The sequence below is a fragment of the Aeromonas sp. 602396 genome (genome assembly GCF_049173735.1).
Taxonomy (GTDB): domain Bacteria; phylum Pseudomonadota; class Gammaproteobacteria; order Enterobacterales; family Aeromonadaceae; genus Aeromonas; species Aeromonas veronii_A.
Genome location: NZ_JAAKSD010000023.1, coordinates 26,357 through 45,551 on the forward strand (window position 1 = coordinate 26,357; position 19,195 = coordinate 45,551).

The 19,195-nt window shown below is 44.9% G+C and carries 11 protein-coding genes and 4 pseudogenes; 9 read left to right on the top strand and 6 right to left on the bottom strand.

What is annotated here, in order from left to right; all coding sequences use genetic code 11:
* Nucleotides 1-267: 267 nt before the first annotated feature.
* Nucleotides 268-1,683: a GGDEF domain-containing protein gene (locus G5229_RS20035; protein WP_186301952.1), complete on the bottom strand. Its 1,416-nt coding sequence runs from the start codon at nucleotides 1,681-1,683 to the stop codon at nucleotides 268-270.
* Between the two features lie 272 nt (nucleotides 1,684-1,955).
* Entirely contained in the window at nucleotides 1,956-3,962 is a 2,007-nt protein-coding gene (locus G5229_RS20040) for an EAL domain-containing protein (RefSeq protein WP_247824045.1), read from the bottom strand.
* Between the two features lie 561 nt (nucleotides 3,963-4,523).
* On the opposite strand from G5229_RS20040, the pseudogene G5229_RS20045 reads away from it, so the two are divergent.
* The 4 genes and pseudogenes from G5229_RS20045 to G5229_RS20060 all read left to right on the top strand — a co-directional run.
* Nucleotides 4,524-5,241 (top strand): annotated as a pseudogene (locus G5229_RS20045) (transposase); the annotation flags it as partial.
* 435 nt (nucleotides 5,242-5,676) lie between these two features.
* Nucleotides 5,677-6,366, top strand: coding sequence for a B3/4 domain-containing protein (locus G5229_RS20050; RefSeq protein WP_100652441.1), 690 nt, complete (start codon nucleotides 5,677-5,679; stop codon nucleotides 6,364-6,366).
* Nucleotides 6,367-6,461: 95 nt separating this feature from the next.
* Nucleotides 6,462-6,680, top strand: coding sequence for a dihydrodipicolinate synthase family protein (locus tag G5229_RS20055; RefSeq protein WP_235634715.1), 219 nt, complete (start codon nucleotides 6,462-6,464; stop codon nucleotides 6,678-6,680).
* Between the two features lie 45 nt (nucleotides 6,681-6,725).
* Nucleotides 6,726-7,706: an IS5-like element IS5 family transposase gene (locus tag G5229_RS20060; protein ID WP_247824038.1), complete on the top strand. Its 981-nt coding sequence runs from the start codon at nucleotides 6,726-6,728 to the stop codon at nucleotides 7,704-7,706.
* Nucleotides 7,707-8,561: 855 nt separating this feature from the next.
* On the opposite strand, the pseudogene G5229_RS20065 reads toward G5229_RS20060, so the two are convergent.
* Nucleotides 8,562-9,414: pseudogene (locus G5229_RS20065) on the bottom strand (IS5 family transposase).
* Nucleotides 9,415-9,679: 265 nt separating this feature from the next.
* Between G5229_RS20065 and G5229_RS20070 the strand changes: the two are divergent.
* From G5229_RS20070 to G5229_RS20080, 3 genes are all read left to right on the top strand, one after another.
* Nucleotides 9,680-10,636: a sensor domain-containing diguanylate cyclase gene (locus tag G5229_RS20070; RefSeq protein WP_151286328.1), complete on the top strand. Its 957-nt coding sequence runs from the start codon at nucleotides 9,680-9,682 to the stop codon at nucleotides 10,634-10,636.
* Nucleotides 10,637-10,996: 360 nt separating this feature from the next.
* Nucleotides 10,997-11,749, top strand: coding sequence for a transporter substrate-binding domain-containing protein (locus G5229_RS20075; protein WP_186301956.1), 753 nt, complete (start codon nucleotides 10,997-10,999; stop codon nucleotides 11,747-11,749).
* Nucleotides 11,750-11,999: 250 nt separating this feature from the next.
* Entirely contained in the window at nucleotides 12,000-12,959 is a 960-nt protein-coding gene (locus G5229_RS20080) for a sensor domain-containing diguanylate cyclase (RefSeq protein WP_080602637.1), read from the top strand.
* 115 nt (nucleotides 12,960-13,074) lie between these two features.
* Here the strand turns inward: G5229_RS20080 and G5229_RS20085 are convergent, their stop codons facing one another.
* Entirely contained in the window at nucleotides 13,075-13,737 is a 663-nt protein-coding gene (locus G5229_RS20085) for a response regulator (protein WP_144716203.1), read from the bottom strand.
* 220 nt (nucleotides 13,738-13,957) lie between these two features.
* Between G5229_RS20085 and G5229_RS20090 the strand changes: the two are divergent.
* Both G5229_RS20090 and G5229_RS20095 read left to right on the top strand, forming a co-directional pair.
* Nucleotides 13,958-14,545 (top strand): annotated as a pseudogene (locus G5229_RS20090) (IS5-like element IS5B family transposase); the annotation flags it as partial.
* A gap of 218 nt (nucleotides 14,546-14,763) precedes the next feature.
* Nucleotides 14,764-15,156 (top strand): annotated as a pseudogene (locus tag G5229_RS20095) (transposase); the annotation flags it as partial.
* A 637-nt stretch (nucleotides 15,157-15,793) separates the two neighbouring features.
* Here the strand turns inward: G5229_RS20095 and G5229_RS20100 are convergent.
* Together G5229_RS20100 and G5229_RS20105 are read right to left on the bottom strand one after the other, a co-directional pair.
* Complete coding sequence (locus tag G5229_RS20100; protein WP_100654373.1) at nucleotides 15,794-17,671, bottom strand: methyl-accepting chemotaxis protein; 1,878 nt, start codon at nucleotides 17,669-17,671, stop codon at nucleotides 15,794-15,796.
* 245 nt (nucleotides 17,672-17,916) lie between these two features.
* Nucleotides 17,917-18,957, bottom strand: a complete 1,041-nt coding sequence (locus G5229_RS20105) for an IS481-like element ISAs19 family transposase (protein WP_100654372.1) — start codon at nucleotides 18,955-18,957, stop codon at nucleotides 17,917-17,919.
* Between the last annotated feature and the right edge of the window lie 238 nt (nucleotides 18,958-19,195).

Consider the following 19,195-nt stretch of genomic DNA (forward strand, 5'->3'; position numbering starts at 1 on the left):
TTTTTTATTAGGGAAGGTGCGAATAAGTCACCAAGTACAAAAATACGCCTTTGTAAGCATTTGAATTAAATCGACTAAAATTTTCAGTTTTGTTGTGGAGGGTACTTGTTCTCACCCTCCCTAGCCTAGGTTGGTGAGCTGACTCACCTTTGACGATGGTTATGGCTCGAGAATCGCTAAAGCGTGATTTTCTAGTGTACAACCTCCAGCATCTCAAGATACGAGATATATTTTATTATATGTCCCCCAGTTTTCCGGGGGATTATATTAGTAACTCCAACAATTACGGCCTTTTTCCTTGCTACGATATAGGGCTGCATCAGCAAGTGATATTGCCTCTATGTAATTACGTTGGCCTTTCGTTACACCAATACTAAGCGTAACGGTACAGTTTTTTTCTCGCCATTTTAGTTTACATACCTGCTTCTGAAGCCGATCTAAAAGTTTAGGAACTATCTCTGAATCAACCATTAGGATTGCTGCAAACTCATCACCTCCAATTCTGTACACATTTTCTAGACCAAGAACTGATACTAAAGTATCAACTACTCTGCATAAAACTAGATCACCAAGTTGATGGCCATAGTTGTCGTTTATTTTTTTAAAGTCATCAAGATCTATAAGTATGAGTGTATAATCTGATGAAGACATATCAATCGCTTCTAGGTCTTGGTTGAATGCTCTACGATTGAACACACCTGTAAGAGGATCTAATCGAAGTTCTTTTTGATGAATATGATACTTTTTCTCAAGAGCCTCTATCTCATCTAGATTTTTTCCAACAAACCAAGAGTAAAGTTTTTTATCATTCGATACTCTTTCAATTTCATTGTTGTCAATCTGCTGAATTCTATCTGATATCAATGTTTGTTCATGTTTGAATATACGAATTAATAGCATGATTCCAAACCCAGCCAACAGCGCAATAGCAGTTGTTGGGAAAAGTACTTTACTCATTTCTGATTTTAGTATGTCTGTAAAATGACTAGGTGGTAAATATAGCCCCAATTGCCATTCTGACCCGGGTAATTCATGTAAAATTAAATAGCCATTCCAAGTCTTTGCCAAAGAAAAATAATTTTTTGGTGATAAATTTGTATTTGCATCTAGCAAGTTAGGGTTTACAATTGAAATTAAGTTTTGTGATGGTTTATGTTCTAAATATAAAGATGCATTAAGCTCTCCGAGGGAATAACTAAGAGTTTGATGTAGTGATTCTAAAGGGGCATCAACTAATAATAAACCAACTGTTGTACCAGTGGAATCAATAACTTTCTTTCCAAAAATCAATACTGAGCTGTTATCTACTTTTTCATATATACCAACCCAAGATGGTTCATCAGTACTCTTATTAAGGAGGTCAGCCCATGGTCGATGCTGAGGCTTAAAGTAACCTATAGTTGTTTGTAGTGGATAACTTTCAATTGTATTTGAATTTAGATCGTAATAATGGATAGCGTGCTGATTTGGCATTTTAATACGATGTACAATTGGCCAGTATTGATTAATAGCAGATTCTCCACTTCTTAAAGCATCTAGATCTAAATGTGCAGACAGAACTTCCAGTTGAATCTTGTTGGTATTGAAAATCTTTTTTAAATACGATTTTTCAAGAACGGTTAACAGGTGATTGTAATTAACCAAGTGCAATCTAACAACATGCTTGTAATTAACTATAGCCATGTAAGTAGTCAGCATTAAAGTTAGCAGTATTATAAGTGACAACGCTTTGAAGAATAAATAATTTAATCTAGATTGAGATGCTCTCACTTTGTTTACCCCTCCTACGTTCAATTAGATGAACAAAGATAAATGATATTCCGCTAACGATAGCGATAAAATTTCCTGCGCTTTGTATACCATTATTCTTGGAATAAGGTGCGCCACTATTTCTACGTGTTTGATATGTTTTTATCTTAAAAAGACAAAAGTTATTTTTTAAAAAAATAGCGGCATTATATTCTATCCAAAAATTTTGCTAGTGGTTCTGGGCGGGAAATTTGATATCCCTGAATTCTTTTAACTCCGCAAGAAATAACAAAGTCTTTCTCCCATTCGGTTTCTACTCCTTCTGCGAGCACTTGGCATTTGGCCAGATTCCCTATCTGAACTAGTAGTTTATATAACTGCTGACCTTTATATGTAGAGCAATCTTTCAATAATGAACGGTCAAGCTTTACTTTATCAAATGGGTATTTCATTAAGTGTGGGAAAGACGCGAATCCAGCCCCAAAATCATCCATGGCAACATTAATCCCAAGCGACTGTAACTTCTTAATGGTATTAGATAATTCTACCGTGTTATCAAGTAAAGTTTCTTCAGTAATCTCAATCTCAATTTTATTCGGGTCAACCTCAAAAAATTCTATACGAGATGTTAAGTAGCAAACAAAATTACGTTGGCTAAATGTGGAAGCGGAAATGTTAAGCGCGACACGTTCTAATCTATTTAATGGCATTTTCTGCATGTCAGCTAATACTAGGTCAATAACAATATAATCGAGCATTGGCATAGCATCTAATTGTTGAAAATCAGATATAAAACTCGGACCACAGAGTTCTCCTGACTCATCAAGATAACGAATGAGAGCCTCTACACTTAACGGTGAGTTTGAGCTGGACTCTTGGCATTGGTAGTACATTAAGAATTTTCCTTTTTTTACCATACCTTCAACTCGTATTTGTGCTTTTGCTCGCTCTTGATTGTTACGTGCGGAGGACCTAATCTCTGCTAGCAGATGACCAAGAGTGATCCGTTTGATATCACAGCCATCATTCCGTTCATTTATACCCGTGCCTGCAAACGAAATATAAAATGGTTTATATATATATATGCCAATTGTTATTATAAATAATTGCAATAGCGAACCATCGATACTATTACCCATCGCTATATACCCACTCAACAATGGTGGTGTCATCCAATCTATAGTTGTAATTATTGGGTTTACAAGGCCAATAGATATAGCAAAATAAGCAATGCCAAAACTAATTAATGGTACAAAAATAAATGGTATTATGAGTAGTGGGTTGAAAATTATAGGTAGCCCAAACAATAAGACTTCATTTATATTAAATACAACCATTGGCAAAGCTGCCAGAGCTAGCATTGTATGATTACGGTTCTGTGAAAATAATAGAATGCAGAATAGTAAACAAATGCTGTTGCCAGACCCCCCCATGGAGAGGAATGCATCGTAGAACCCTTGGCTAACAATATTTACAGGCACTATTCCAGCATGTGCATCAGCAAGGTTATGTTCTGTAGCTTGATAAAGCATTTGTTTTATTGGAAGTAGGAAGTTATGCCCATTAATACCAATTGAACCTAACAAGCCTAATATGGTCTGATATAGAAGTCCGCCTGACCAAGTTAATGGATTAAGTCTATATTCGCCGAAGTTCTCAACAGATAAATTAAATATATACTTACTAAGTGTAGATAGACCAAGTACTAGAATTGCAAAACAAGAAAACCGAGCAACATGCAAAGAGATGGCTAAGGGGAAATCGAGTGAATGTGGAACAAGATCTCGTAATGTAACCTTCTTGCAGTAGATTAAGGTTAAAATCGGGCTTACTAAAGCCAATATAGTGTTATTTGGGAGGTGAAAAACAGGGGAGTATAAGTTGTTTGCATGAGATAAACTATAGAATAGTATTATTGCGTATACAATAAAAGTACCACTATTTATAGATGTTTTGTGAGATAAATAGTAACTAGTTAACACACACAGTGCAAGAGGATAAAAATTAATTAAAGTGTGTGAAAGTTGAATTAGTAGATCTGATATAGTAGCATAATTTGCGTGAGCAAAGCCCTGCCCAAGCAAAACACACAATGAGTTTGTAAGTGTTAATGGTAATAGAAGTAGTGCAATTGCTGAAATGTCATATATATATGAGCTAAAAGCATGCTGAAGCTTATCTCTATTTTCTTTTAAACTGTTCTTAATAAACAATTTAACCTCTGCATTGAATTGTTTTATAATGTATTTAATCAGGTGAGAGTCGATGTGGCTTTTTAACAAGATTGGGTTGTTATAACTTTTGACTTTCCATTATGCAGTGTATAAGTCATTTACCCCTGACATTAATAGACATGGCTATATTTACGGTAACTACTATTGATTCATTGTTGTGTCTGGTTGAAATATAATAATAAGTTCAACCTGAAGTCATGCCAATCATGGACATTATAATAATAAATAGGACTGTATGAAGTACTGTCTTAATATAAGATGAGTTATTAGTTGTATGCATTTTATTGTTCAATTCTGTACATCTCTCTTGTTTTTTGTGTTTAATTGAGTATGAGTGGTCGGAAAGTATACATAGGAAATGCTGAACACCGACTGTATGAATGGGGGTTTACAGACTGTACAGATCTACTTATCACCTGAGACCAGCCTCAAACTGAGGTCTTGGTTACTAGATTGGCCCCTTAAAGATCCAGACACTTCGCCCCTCTTAACTTAAGAGGTAGTCTTGAAACTATGTGCAGTACTAGTCACAACGAGAAGATGGTCGAAGTATTAACAGGGGCAGAGCGCCGTCGACGCCGGACTCCGCAAGAGAAAATCGCTATCGTGCAGCAGACCTTTGAGCCTGGGATGACCGTCTCTCATGTCGCTCGCTTGCACGACGTCAACGCCAACCAGCTTTTCAAATGGCGCAAACAATTCCAAGAATGGTCGCTCACGGCGATCACCGCCGGTGAGGATGTTGTTCCTGCCTCCGAGTTGGCTGCTGCCATCAAGCAGGTCCGAGTGCTCCAGCGTCTGCTCGGGAAGAAGACCATGGAGAACGAGATCCTCAAAGAAGCCGTGGAGTATGGCCGAGCAAAAAATGGATTGCGCATGCGCCCTTGTTGCCGGGGGACGACGATTAAGTGGTGTGAGCCAAGCCCTTAATGTATCGCGTGCTCAGCTATCCGTTCGTGTTCATCGAAAACCAGGTTGGCAAGATGGTCGTCATCATCGCCTGCATGATGATGCTGCCTTACTTGGCCGGATCATGGAGGCGATGGCTGAGCTTCACTCCTATGGCTATCGTCGAGTCTGGGCGCTGTTACGGCGTCAGTCAGAGGCAACACGACAGCCTCTGGTAAACGCCAAACGGGTATATCGCGTCATACGCGATCATGGACTGCTGCTGGAAAGAATACCGGCTGCACCATTGACCCTGCGGGCACATAAGGGACGTGTTGCCGCCAAGGAGAGCAATCGACGTTGGTGCTCAGCGAGCTGTAGCTGACGCACAACTTTCTTATTGGTGGTCATGCGCTGATTCCAGATAACACGGTAAGGGTATGGTTTTATTATCCGGTGTGAAGTCGTATGACGACTCCCTTTGGTGGGCAACTGTCAGGTGAATACCGTATCCATACACGTTTCAGTCCATGCTATCCAATTGACCACCAAGCGCAATCAGTTTAGCTAATGATGGCTTAGTTTTAATAATTTGAGCTTATGGATAAGTTTATGCAATATACTGACTATTCAAAAACGTAAACCTCTCTGCAATCCTGTAGATAATAGATTGAGCATTCAAAATTTCATTACAGAAAAAATCAATGAATTGGAAGTGATTTACTCAAATCTTATTGATTTTAGTAATGCTAGGATGAGAATAATATGAGAGGATTGATGAAGATATGATAGATGGAGGCATTGCATGCCAGTTGCACCTTTGATTAGTCCAAAGATATTTGAGATTGCCCCTGGATTTCGCGCTATAAGTATTACGGTCTTGGCGTCAGAAATAATTGATTCTGATGTAGCGACTCAGGCACTTTTAGACTCATATAAGTGTGTGCATGAGGATAATCCTACTTGGGCCGAAGCACACCTTGCTGCATGGGGAGAGGTATTTAAGACGTTTGGTGCAAAACCGAAGAGAACGCCATGCTCTGCCGAGGCTTTACGTAATAGAGTCCTAAAGGATGGTGGGATCACAAGTGCAGATCCTATCGTTGATCTCTATAATGCCATCAGCATTAAATATGCAATTCCTGTCGGTGGTGAAAACTACGAAGCATATGTTGGGATACCACACCTAACAATTGCTGAAGGTACAGAAGCATTTGATACAGTCAAATCAGGCCAGCCAGCAAATGAACCACCAGAGAAAGGGGAAGTCATTTGGAGAGATGAAGCAGGAGTAACCTGCCGTAGATGGAATTGGCGTCAAGGTGTAAGAACTCGACTGGATGAGCATGCAAAAAAGATGTGGTTCATTTTAGAAAGTCTGCCAGAAATGCCGCGTGAGGCCCTACAGGCTGCTAGTGATGACCTTATTTCTGGTCTCAAGAAAATGATGCCAGAAGCGCAAATTGTATTTACATACGTTGAAGATAAAGAATAAATAAGTTTATTTATCGCGTTTCTCTATATCTCAACCTTCTTCTGCCAAAGAGAAGGTTGAATTTTGATTAATTTCATGGCTAGGGAACACAAGAGATGTTTTCAGGACTAAGTGCTTTTCCCCTGACGCCCGTCAACCATCACGGCATCGATGAAAGGGCCTATATCCACCTGATAGAGCGATTAGCTCTAGCCAATGTTGACTCGATTGGCGCACTGGGTTCTACAGGAAGCTATATCTACCTAAGCCGTGAGGAAAGGGCCAAAGCGGCGTCACTTGCTGTCAATCATGGGAAGGTGCGAACAAGTCCCTGATATGAGATCATGTTTGTCATCTGGAGCCATGGAACAGGGTTCATCATGAGTCATCAGCTCACCTTCGCCGACAGTGAATTCAGCAGTAAGCGCCGTCAGACCAGAAAAGAGATTTTCTTGTCCCGCATGGAGCAGATTCTACCATGGCAAAACATGGTGGAAGTCATCGAGCCGTTTTACCCCAAGGCTGGTAATGGCCGGCGACCTTATCCGCTGGAAACCATGCTACGCATTCACTGCATGCAGCATTGGTACAACCTGAGCGATGGCGCGATGGAAGATGCTCTGTACGAAATCGCCTCCATGCGTCTGTTTGCCCGGTTATCCCTAGATAGCGCATTGCCGGACCGCACCACCATCATGAATTTCCGCCACCTGCTGGAGCAGCATCAACTGGCCCGCCAATTGTTCAAGACCATCAATCGCTGGCTGGCCGAAGCAGGCGTCATGATGACCCAAGGCACCTTGGTCGATGCCACCATCATTGAGGCACCCAGCTCGACCAAGAACAAAGAGCAGCAACGCGATCCGGAGATGCATCAGACCAAGAAAGGCAATCAGTGGCACTTTGGCATGAAGGCCCACATTGGTGTCGATGCCAAGAGTGGCATGACCCACAGCCTAGTCACCACCGCGGCCAACGAGCATGACCTCAATCAGCTGGGTAATCTGCTGCATGGAGAGGAGCAATTTGTCTCAGCCGATGCCGGCTACCAAGGGGCGCCACAGCGCAAGGAGCTGGCCGAGGTGGATGTGGACTGGCTGATCGCCGAGCGCCCCGGCAAGGTAAGAACCTTGAAACAGCATCCACGCAAGAACAAAACGGCCATCAACATCGAATACATGAAAGCCAGCATCCGGGCCAAGGTGGAGCACCCATTTCGCATCATCAAGCGACAGTTCGGCTTCGTGAAAGCCAGATACAAGGGGTTGCTGAAAAACGATAACCAACTGGCGATGTCATTCACGCTGGCCAACCTGTTTCGGGCGGACCAAATGATACGTCAGTGGGAGAGATCTCACTAAAAACTGGGAATAACGCCTTAAATGGCGAAGAAACGGTCTAAATAGGCTGATTCAAGGCATTTACGGGAGAAAAAATCGGCTCAAACATGAAGAAATGAAATGACTGCGTCAGCCGAGAAGAATTTCCCCGCTTATTCGCACCTTCCCTAACCCAAGACGCATGCGGGAAATCAATGACTATGTTTTCCACTGGGTTTTATCACTCATTACACCGACATCCTGTCTGAAAAAATCTGATGGGCTAACCATACCAGAAAGCTTTAAATGAGCCCATCATTGTGATCACCCTCCTCGAACCTGAACGAGCCCCCTCAGGACGACTTGCTCGATAACTACTTACTACCGTTCATACAATCTGAACGTTAAGGTTTGTCTACGATGAAGACGATGGCCTGAGCTTTAAAGCCATAAGTGTCTGAATATATTATATTTTCAATGGTATGTGTCACACTGCATCAAATTTATAGTAACAATAGCCAAAGCCCCGAACACATCTACAGAGACACCTTCAGGCACAGTGTTCAGATCTAATCGCCTGGCCTCCCCAAACAACCTAGTGGTGTGCTGTTCGAGAATCTCATCCAGCTCTAAAGATGAGATGGATCTTCTCCAGCGAGGGTGAGCCTTAAAGTCCTCTATAACGCAGTGTTGCAAGCATAAATGTGGGACTTCGACCCACCCGCCTGAATCAACGGAGGTATGTACCTTGGCTTGAAAAATGACTCTGACCATCGTGAAACATCCAGATGCAAAAACTGGGAGACTTGATGATATGAGGTTAGTTCATTAATGACAAACAAGTTAACTGCGGAATGGCTTTTTGCTAGGATGGTCGAATAAAACTAGGCTGTGTTCTCAAAATGCTGGTTTTCTGTCCACACATAACTCGCGCAAGTAGCGAAGGCAGAATGCCAGTTTGATAAAGGCTGCAAAACTCTTGGCTAGCTTTTCATATCTCGTTGAAAACCGGCGAAACTTCTTCAACCAACCGAAGCACCGCTCCACGACATTGCGCCTGCGGTAATGCACCTTGTCCAGTACCAATGGACGCCCCTTATGGCGCCGTTGCTGGTCGCTGCGTTGCGGAATGACCGCTTTTATCCTTCTCCGCCGTAGCTCGGCTCGAAAGGCTTTGCTGCTATAGGCCTTGTCTGCGGCAAGATGCGCTGGCCGTGTTCGGTAGCGACCTGATGACGTTGGTATCCTCGCCATGGCCAACGCGCTTGTTGCATAGCTGATTTCTGCTGATTGCCCCGGTGACAGGCAGAAGCTCAGTGGTAAGCCATGACCGTCCGTGACCAAGTGAATTTTGCTGCCGAAACCTCCCCGCGAACGGCCAAGGGCTTGATTCATTGAGGTGTTTTTTTACGTGCACCGGCAGCATCTTTGGATGCTCTGACATTGGAGCCGTCCAGGCACCACAGGTCGAAATCGATGAGCCCTTCTTCATTGAGCTTGAGTTGCAGCGCTTCCAGAATGGCATCAATCCGGCCTGCATCCTGCCAACGCCGGAAGGTGTTGTAGACCGAATTCCATGGTCCGAAACGTTCTGGAAGGTCTCGCCAAGGAGCTCCGGTGTGGAGTATCCAGAGAATGCCATCGAGCACTTGGCGCGTTTCACGGGTAGGGCGCCCGATCAGGCTTCGAGAAGGAAACAGGGCTCGATAAGCCCCCATTGTGCATCAGTCAGCTGATAACGGCGGGACACGGAATGGATCTTAAGCTGTTGAGAAGATGTGAGATTATATCTTCATCACTTTAAGAACACAGCCTAGGGGGATTCTAGGCGAGCTCTTGTTTGTCGAGCGAGCGACAACCACGCTACCAAGAGTGCAAACACTGCTCCTGTCATCAAAGATGAGATGGCTCGAAATCATAGGTCTACCTACTGTAATATACTGTCAGTACATCAGATCTACAGATGCACAGTATATGTTGGCAGCGTACAGTGCCCACACAACAAGGAGATGTTGATGCAAAGCCCTGTAGTACCGGATAACGAACGGCTTCGCTTAGACGCATTGCGCCGTTTAGCGATACTTGATAGCCCCGCAGAGGAGCGTTTTGACCGGATTACCAGGATGGCTCGCAACATGTTTGATGTGCCCATCGCATTGGTTTCATTGGTGGATGAAAACAGACAGTGGTTCAAGTCATGTTGTGGGTTGCCGGTATTGGAGACACCGCGAGACATTTCTTTTTGTGGTCATGCAATTCTCGGTGAAGAACTGTTTGTAGTTGAAGATGCGGCCCAAGATCCACGATTTTCTGACAACCCCTTAGTCACGGGGGAACCACACATTCGCTTCTATGCAGGCCATCCACTAGAAGTTGGGAACGGTTTGAAGCTGGGTACATTGTGCATCATAGACTCTAAACCCAGGGGTTTTAGCCCACGAGACCAAGCGCTGTTAGCTGATTTGGCATCCATGGTTGAGAGTGAGTTACAAGCCGTTCAGAGAGCAACCATAGATGAATTGACGGGGATAACTAACCGTAGAGGATTCATGCTGCTCGCCGAAAAAAGTTTGAAATATGCATTTCGTGTAAAACACACAGCGGCCTTACTTTTTTTAGATCTAAATCACTTCAAACTAATTAACGATAAGTTTGGTCATGACATTGGCGATGACGCGTTGCGACATATGGCCGAGTTGTTATGCCGAGTATTCCGCGATGCTGATATATTCGCTCGCCTTGGTGGGGATGAATTCGTTGTCCTTTTACCTGGCACTGGTAGTGAACATTGTCAGAGAATTAAAGAGCGGCTGAATCATGCAATAGATGACTTCAATAGTCATAGTGGTAAGCCATACCAGTTGTCATGCTCCTTAGGAATTGTGATTTACGATGCTAGTATGCCGCCTAATTTAGATCAACTACTGCGGCACGCAGATGAAGAGATGTATTCATGCAAAGTGAAACGATAAATAGCTGTCGCCAAAAATACAACTATCTGAGCATTTCTTAGAGAAATCATTTTTATACTGGTAAAGAAGTAATTGACCGTATGAAACAAGATACCCTAATCATGGGGATCTTGTTTATTTTATTCAGTGTCTGTGTATAATTTTAATTACTTGTCTATGAATATGCATTGATGGCTTGCTACTCGAATTCCTATACATTAGCTTTCAGCAGAGCAAACCATTTTGGAAGAAACACTATTTAAGTGGCGCGAGCCCATATCTCGTGAGAAATGTCACCAACAGTATTTTAATTTCATTTAGCATGGCGAATTTTTTAACGTGAGCTATATTAAAAGTGGGATGTGTCAATGTGGGGTATGTATGTTTTCACAATACAACATAAGAAACATATTGTTAATTTTCCTTGCGACACTTTCTTCATGCGCTATTGCTGTTGATACCAAAATTGTTCTAGTTAGTTCAGCGGACACTTATCATTCAAAGTATGGGTGCTGGTTATATAATATTTATAGCGAGGCATTTTCTAGATTGGGATATAAATTTCTATATCAGGGCGTTCCTGGTGGAAGAGCACCGATCCTCGCGGAGAATGGCAGTGTTGATGGTGAAATTCATCGGGCATTTGAATACCAACAGCAAACAACCAACTTGATCAGAGTGAATGAATCACATTTCAACGTGACTATTGAAGCTTATGTGTATGACAATAAATCAAAATATAATTCTTGGCATAGCCTAGATAAGGAAGGATTAAGAGTTGAATTCAGGCGAGGCTCAAAACGCGCCGAAGACGCACTTTCCAAGCTTATTACCTCCCCCCTGCCGACAGAGGTAAACACAACTGAGCAGGGATTGAAAAAACTGATAAAAGGACGCGTTGATGTATTTGTGGAGCAGACTCTGGTATTTGATAGGAGCAAGCAAGCATTGCTTGCGGAATCGACCGAGTATAATAAAATATATTCCGCAGGAATTGTTGATACCTTGGCAGGCTATGCGTATCTTAATAAAAAACACTCAAGGCTAGCGAAAGATTTGGCCTTAATGCTAAAAAAAATGAAAACCGAGGGTAGAGTAGAACAACTGCAAGAGCAGTTTTGCTATTATGATTAATTTAAAATCCAGTTCGTGCCATGGTGCTTTACAAGCGTCTGGGGTGCTCGATGATATCCTCGCCTTCATAGAACAACACGAATGAGTTTCGATTGCCCCCCTAGTGATGGTCTCATTAGAAAACCAAATGTGTGTATTTTCGCATACCCGCGCTAAAAATCTGTCATCCGTAATCCAGCATTCTATTTAGTTATATCCAAATGAGTGTCATAATAGCATCGCTTCGGACACAACGTAAAAGGCCGCAAGGATGCAACCGTTCTCTGAAACCAGTGATCCCCACTTTCTTCGCTTAGATGCATTGCGCCGTCTCCAAGTGCTTGACTCCCCAACAGAGGAACGTTTCATTCGTATAACAAGAATGGCTCGCAACATGTTTGATGTGCCTATTGCCCTGATCTCATTCGAAGACAATGAACACGAGTGGGCCAAGCCTTGTTATGGCCTAAACATCCATGAACCTCTTCCTAATATCTCTTTTTGTAAAAATGGATTTCTCAAAGAACGCATGCTTGTTATTGAGGATGCAACCAAAGATCCTCTTTATTATAATAATCCAATGGTTCAAGGGGAGCCATACATCCGATTCTATGCTGGTCATTCATTAGTAATAACTGATGGATTGCATATCGGTTCGTTGTGCCTTATAGACCGTAAGGCTAGGGCTTTTGGAGAAAAGGATAGAGCTTTATTTACCGACTTGGCATTAACAGTTGAAAGCGAGTTACGTGCAGTTCAAATGGCGACAATAGATGAGTTGACGGGGATAACCAACAGGCGAGGTTTTATTCTTCTGGCTGAGAGGTACTTGCAACATGCATACAGAACGAAAAGGGGCCTTTCATTATTGTTTATAGATTTGAATCATTTCAAATCTATAAACGATCGATTTGGTCATGATGTTGGAGATGATGCATTGTGCCAAGCCGCCAGCTTGATCAACTTGATTTTTAGAAATGCTGATATCTGTGCTCGATTAGGTGGTGATGAATACGTGGTTTTACTCCCAGAAACAAACATTAACTATATTGAATCAATCAATAATCGAATAAATCAGATCTTTGATGAGTTCAATAAGCATAGCGGTAAGGTATATAACCTTTCTTGTTCTATAGGCTATGTGGAATATGATGCAACTACACCACCAGATCTAAACTTGTTACTCCGTTTGGCGGATGAGGCCATGTATCGTTGCAAGCAGAATTTATAAATCATATGCACCCTATGGGCATATGATTTAAGAGAGTCGTTAACTAGTATGGCAATAATCTGCAACAATAAAAATATCAAGTTAATTTTTATTTATGTACATTTTTAAATTATAGTTACTTAATAGTTCGGTTATGTGCCCATACAGTAACAGCAACTCTAGACTTTAATTTTAGTTTTCTTAGAATGTTTCTCACATGTATTTTTACCGTCCCATGAGATATATATAATAATTTTGAAATGACTTTGTTTGAGTGACCTTCAGCAAGAAGTTTTACTACATCAATTTCTCTATGGCTTAATGATTCAATAATGCCAACATTACTATCTGATAATGAGATTGACATTACTTTATTGTTTGACTGAGGACTTTCAATTGATGTATCAGCACATATGCTCTTAATGAAGCCAATTAAATCAAGCGGTTCAATATTTTTTGAAAGATATCCATTGGCTCCGAACCTAAACGCTTCTACAACATCAATTTCCAAATCTGACTCGGTGAAGATAACGACCTTGCTTTTTATTTTCTTTGCTCTGATTCTCTTCAGCGTTTCTAATCCATTAAGCACTGGCATTTGAAGGTCAAGCAATATTAAATCTGGTTCATATTCTACTGCCAGATCTAATCCTTCTTTACCATTGCCAGCCTCTGCAATCACCTTCATAAGGTGATCTGTTGAGAGTGTAGCTTTGACTCCTGCCCGCAATATAGCGTGGTCATCTACAAGCAATACTTTTAATGCTTGCATTTCTTCGATTGAAACTTTGTTATCCATAACTACATTCTCAATACCATGCTAGCGTCACATTACACCATACGTGCATAAAAAACACTATAAATCAACACGTTAACCAATATGCAGGATGCAACTCTATAATGGCCCATAGCTATGTATCTTTATCATTTTAACCCCAGTCGTTTGGCTAGGGAAGGTGCGAACAAGTCCCTGATATGAGATCATGTTTGTCATCTGGAGCCATGAAAAAGGGTTCATCATGAGTCATCAGCTCACCTTCGCCGACAGTGAATTCAGCAGTAAGCGCCGTCAGACCAGAAAAGAGATTTTCTTGTCCCGCATGGAGCAGATTCTGCCATGGCAAAACATGGTGGAAGTCATCGAGCCGTTTTACCCCAAGGCTGGTAATGGCCGGCGACCTTATCCGCTGGAAACCATGCTACGCATTCACTGCATGCAGCATTGGTACAACCTGAGCGATGGCGCGATGGAAGATGCTCTGTACGAAATCGCCTCCATGCGTCTGTTTGCCCGGTTATCCCTGGATAGCGCCTTGCCGGACCGCACCACCATCATGAATTTCCGCCACCTGCTGGAGCAGCATCAACTGGCCCGCCAATTGTTCAAGACCATCAATCGCTGTCTGGCCGAAGCAGGCGTCATGATGACTCAAGGCACCTTGGTCGATGCCACCATCATTGAGGCACCCAGCTCGACCAAGAACAAAGAGCAGCAACGCGATCCGGAGATGCATCAGACCAAGAAAGGCAATCAGTGGCACTTTGGCATGAAGGCCCACATTGGTGTCGATGCCAAGAGTGGCCTGACCCACAGCCTAGTCACCACCGCGGCCAACGCTTAATCATCCCCTCATATGAGCTAGGCGTGGCGCGGACTCCAAGAATGCCCTCTTCTTTTTGACCGGCAAATACAGTGAAGCGTAAAAAGAAAGGAAATCAGGTTTTATGCGGTCTGTAGCGTGGTTTGGCTTTTTCAGCAATGAGCAGATGTTTATATCTTCGATCAACGTGCCGCTATCATTCTAAAAAATGAGGGGATCTCTAAGCGGCCAACGAGCATGACCTCAATCAGCTGGGTAATCTGCTGCATGGAGAGGAGCAATTTGTCTCAGCCGATGCCGGCTACCAAGGGGCGCCACAGCGCAAGGAGCTGGCCGAGGTGGATGTGGACTGGCTGATCGCCGAGCGCCCCGGCAAGGTAAGAACCTTGAAACAGCATCCACGCAAGAACAAAACGGCCATCAACATCGAATACATGAAAGCCAGCATCCGGGCCAAGGTGGAGCACCCATTTCGCATCATCAAGCGACAGTTCGGCTTCGTGAAAGCCAGATACAAGGGGTTGCTGAAAAACGATAACCAACTGGCGATGTTATTCACGCTGGCCAACCTGTTTCGGGCGGACCAAATGATACGTCAGTGGGAGAGATCTCACTAAAAACTGGGAATAACGCCTTAAATGGCGAAGAAACGGTCTAAATAGGCTGATTCAAGGCATTTACGGGAGAAAAAATCGGCTCAAACATGAAGAAATGAAATGACTGCGTCAGCCGAGAAGAATTTCCCCGCTTATTCGCACCTTCCTTAACAACAACATAAGTCCCATCAAAACATTCATCTTCGCCCCAAATTGCAGACGAGATAATAAAAGGGTCATACGAGGTGGGCTCGTATGACCCGCATTTTCCGCAGGCAACAACATTGCACTATCCATTCTAATATCCATAACCTTTGCATGCTCAAAAATTGAGCGGCGAATATTCAATCACATGTAAGAACTATGGCAAACGTTTTTAACGTTACTTAATGTAAGCTATGGATATATCAGTTTCATATCAACAAGATAGAGATGTAATCGGATGTTTTTAGGACGGTGCGAATGGAGTAATGAAATTATAAACGTGAGTAGGCTGATTATGATGAAGGAGCAATCAACTTGTTCGCCTCTTCCTTAGTCGATAAGCATAAAAAATCCGAAACCAAATCAAAAGGTTTCGGATTTTTACACATCAGGGGAGCGGCCTCTGGAGCCTTAACTGAGTGGCATTTGGCATATACGCCCCCTTTACTCATACTCAAATGCGGAACATACCGACCTGATTACTCAGTTCATCCGAAATATTTTTAAGTTGTTCAGAGAGATGACGTGAACTGTCTGCATCCAACGCCAGTTCGTCCGAGACATCTTTGACCGCCTGAATGTTGCGGCTTACCTCGTCGGTGACGGCTCGTTGCTCTTCGGCTGCGCTGGAGATCTGGGTCGCCATGTCGGAGATCTGGTTGATCGAGGTGGTGATCTGCTCCAGCGCATGGGTGGCGTTGTTGGCGTCATCCACGCTGTTCTGGGCCAGCTGCTGGCCTTCGTGCATGGTGCTGACCGCTCCCTGGGTATTGCGTTGCAGGGTTTCGATCATGCTGCGGATCTCGACAGTCGAGCTGTGGGTACGCTGTGACAAAACGCGCACCTCGTCGGCCACTACCGCAAAGCCACGGCCCTGTTCACCGGCACGCGCCGCTTCAATGGCAGCGTTGAGCGCCAGCAGGTTGGTCTGCTCGGCGATGCCCTGAATGGTGGAGAGGATGGTGTTGATCTCCTGAGCGTTTTTCTCCAGTTCCTGAATGATGTTGGAGGCCTGTTCCACCTGGGTGGCCAGATCGGTGATGGAGCGCTGGTTGCGGGCGATCACCTGTTTGCCATGCTCGCAACTGCTGGAGGAGCTGCGGGCCGCTTCGGCAGTTTGCTCGGCGTTGCTGGCAACATCGACCGCAGTTGCCGACATCTCATGGACCGCAGTGGCGATCTGAGTGATCTCGTTTTGCTGGCGAGCCAGCCCCTCATTGGCCTTCTCCGCCATGCTGTGGGAGGACTTGGCCTGCTGGTTGAGTTGGCCGGAGGAGTTGGAAATGTCCTGCACCATAGCATGGAGCCGCTCAATGAAGGTATTGACGTGTTTGGCAACCGCGCTCACCTCATCTTCACGCTCGATCTTGAGGCGGCGGGTCAAATCGCCGTTGCCACGGGAGAGATCGGCAATTGCCTCGCCCAGGGTTTTCAGAGGCGCTAGCGAGCTGTTGATGGCGACATAGGAGAAGCCAGCCACGATCAATATGGTGATAAGTCCCTGAATAAGTGAGGAGGTGACCATGCGGCGTACCGACTGGTAAGCGGTTTCGTCATCCACCATCATGCCGTAATACCAATTGGTGTTGGGGATCGCGTTAAAGTCAAAGACCTCTTTCTTACCGCTGATCACCAGCTCGTTGATCGTACCGTCATGAGCGATCTGATTGATGTAAGACGCGGTCAACTCGGGGGCTAGCGTTGTGGCGGGTTTCAGACTCAGGGAGGCATCGGGGTGGGCGATGATGGTGCCGTTGCTGTCGACCAGAATGGCGTAAGTCCCCTCGGTAGTGACCGTCAGAATATCCGAGATAAGGGCGCTGATAGAGACATCTCCGGCGATAACCCCCTGGGTGTTGCCACGCTGGAATGGCTCGGCGATGGTGACGATCAAACTGCCGTTAGAGACATCGGCGTAGGGCGCAGTGATGACCAGTTTACCGGCGGCAACTGCATCCTTGTACCAGGTGCGTTGACGGGGGTCATAATCGGCTGGCAGGCCGGAGGGGGTACTCTCGAGCATCTTGCCGTCAGCAGTACCGGCATAGACCCCCTCAAAGCCACCGGCATTCATGGCTTGGGCCAGATGGCTGATGGGTTCATCTTCTTTGGTGAATGCTTCCTTGGTGGTACTGACCATGCTGATGCGGGCATCGACCCAGTTGGAGATACCCTTGACGTTGGCCATGGAGCTTTCGTCAATGATGCTCCAGACCAGTCTCTGGGTTTCAGTGCGCAGTTGTGAGGTGTTGTACCAGACTTGCAGGCCGGTGATCACCAGGATGATGATCCCGATAGCCAAGACCAGCTTGTTTTTAATGGATAAGTTCATAGTGACATCCCTGTGAGCGTTAGTCTGAGTGTAGGAAAAAATTTAATTATTGTGGAATTTTAGTGGGTTATTGACTAAATCCGAAATTTTCAGCGAATCCGGGGAGCTGATCCTCTGACTCAACCAACCTAGAGAGTCAGATGGGCAAGTCCCAACAGGAGATCCCCTGTCAGGCGACAAGTGAACTGAGCGGAGCTGTACAGATCTAGTTATCACCTGACACCGGCCTCAAACCGGTGTCTTGTTTACGCTACTTTAGTGCGCACTTCCTTCGGTATCAATTTCAGACCCTTTTTGAACATGCTGTAGGGAGTCTGTCCTTCCATCATCCTGCCCTGATGTGGCCGCTGGATGTTGTAGTGCTCCAGGTAGCTATCCAGGTCTGTCTGCATCTGCTCTACCGACTCATACCAGGTTGTCCTCCCCTTGATACGGAAGTGTTCATCCAGCAGGGTACGATGTAGCCGCTCGATAAAGCCGTTGCTCTGCGGTCTGCGTACCTTGGTGGTCCGGTGCTCAATCCCCTCCAGTTGCAGGAACAGCTCGTAGGGATGATGGTCAGGGCGCCCACAGAACTCGCGCCCGTTGTTCGACAAGATGGTATAGACCCGAGCCTCATGGGCTTCGAAGAACGGCAGGACCGTTTCGTTGAGCACATGAACCGAGGTCACCGGCAGCTTGCTGGTGTAGAGCCGTCCCCAGGCGTGGCGGCTGTAGCAGTCCAGCACGGTTTGCAGATACACCTTGCCAACCCCTTTGAGTGCGCCGACGAAGAAGGTGTCGACCGCCACCAGTTCCCCGGTGTAGTGAACCTCAATTTGGCGTTCGCGAAACTCGGGGCTGAAGCGCTCGAGCAGGCGGATCTGCTCGTCATTGAGCTCAATCGTCTGTTCCCTATGGGTTTTCTCGAGGCGCAACAAGCGGTCATGCTTGGAGAGCAAGTCGTGACGTTGCCACACGCCACGCACACCGCCCGCACTGACGTTGATGCCTTGCAGAGCCAGTTCTTGCGCGACCCGCAGCGGGCCATGGGTTGGTCTGGTGAGAGAGTAATCGAGGATGGCTTGCTCAATCTCGGGAGCGACCCGGTTGGGATGAGCGCCTTTACAGCCGGGGAGTTTGTCGAGCAAGCCCTCGGCGCCATAGGTCTGGTAGTTACGGCGAATCTCGTAGAACTGCTGGCGGCTGTAGCCGATGAGCTTGCAGGCTTTTCTGACGTTATTGAGCTCTTTGGCGAGCTCTAGCAGGCTGAGTTTATGACGTGCTACTTTCTCGTTGGTGGTCATATGGTGACTCCAGATAACACGGTAGGGGTACCGTTTTGTTATCCGGTTTGAAGCCGTATGACCACTCCCTTTTGTGGGCAACTGTCAGGTGAATACCATCTCCATACAGACTGTATTTAAAAAATTTTGAATTATCAAAGTTCAATAGGTTGCCTATACCAACCAACCAACCAACCAACCAACCAACCAACCAACCAACCAACCAACCAACCAACCAACCAACCAACCAACCAACCAA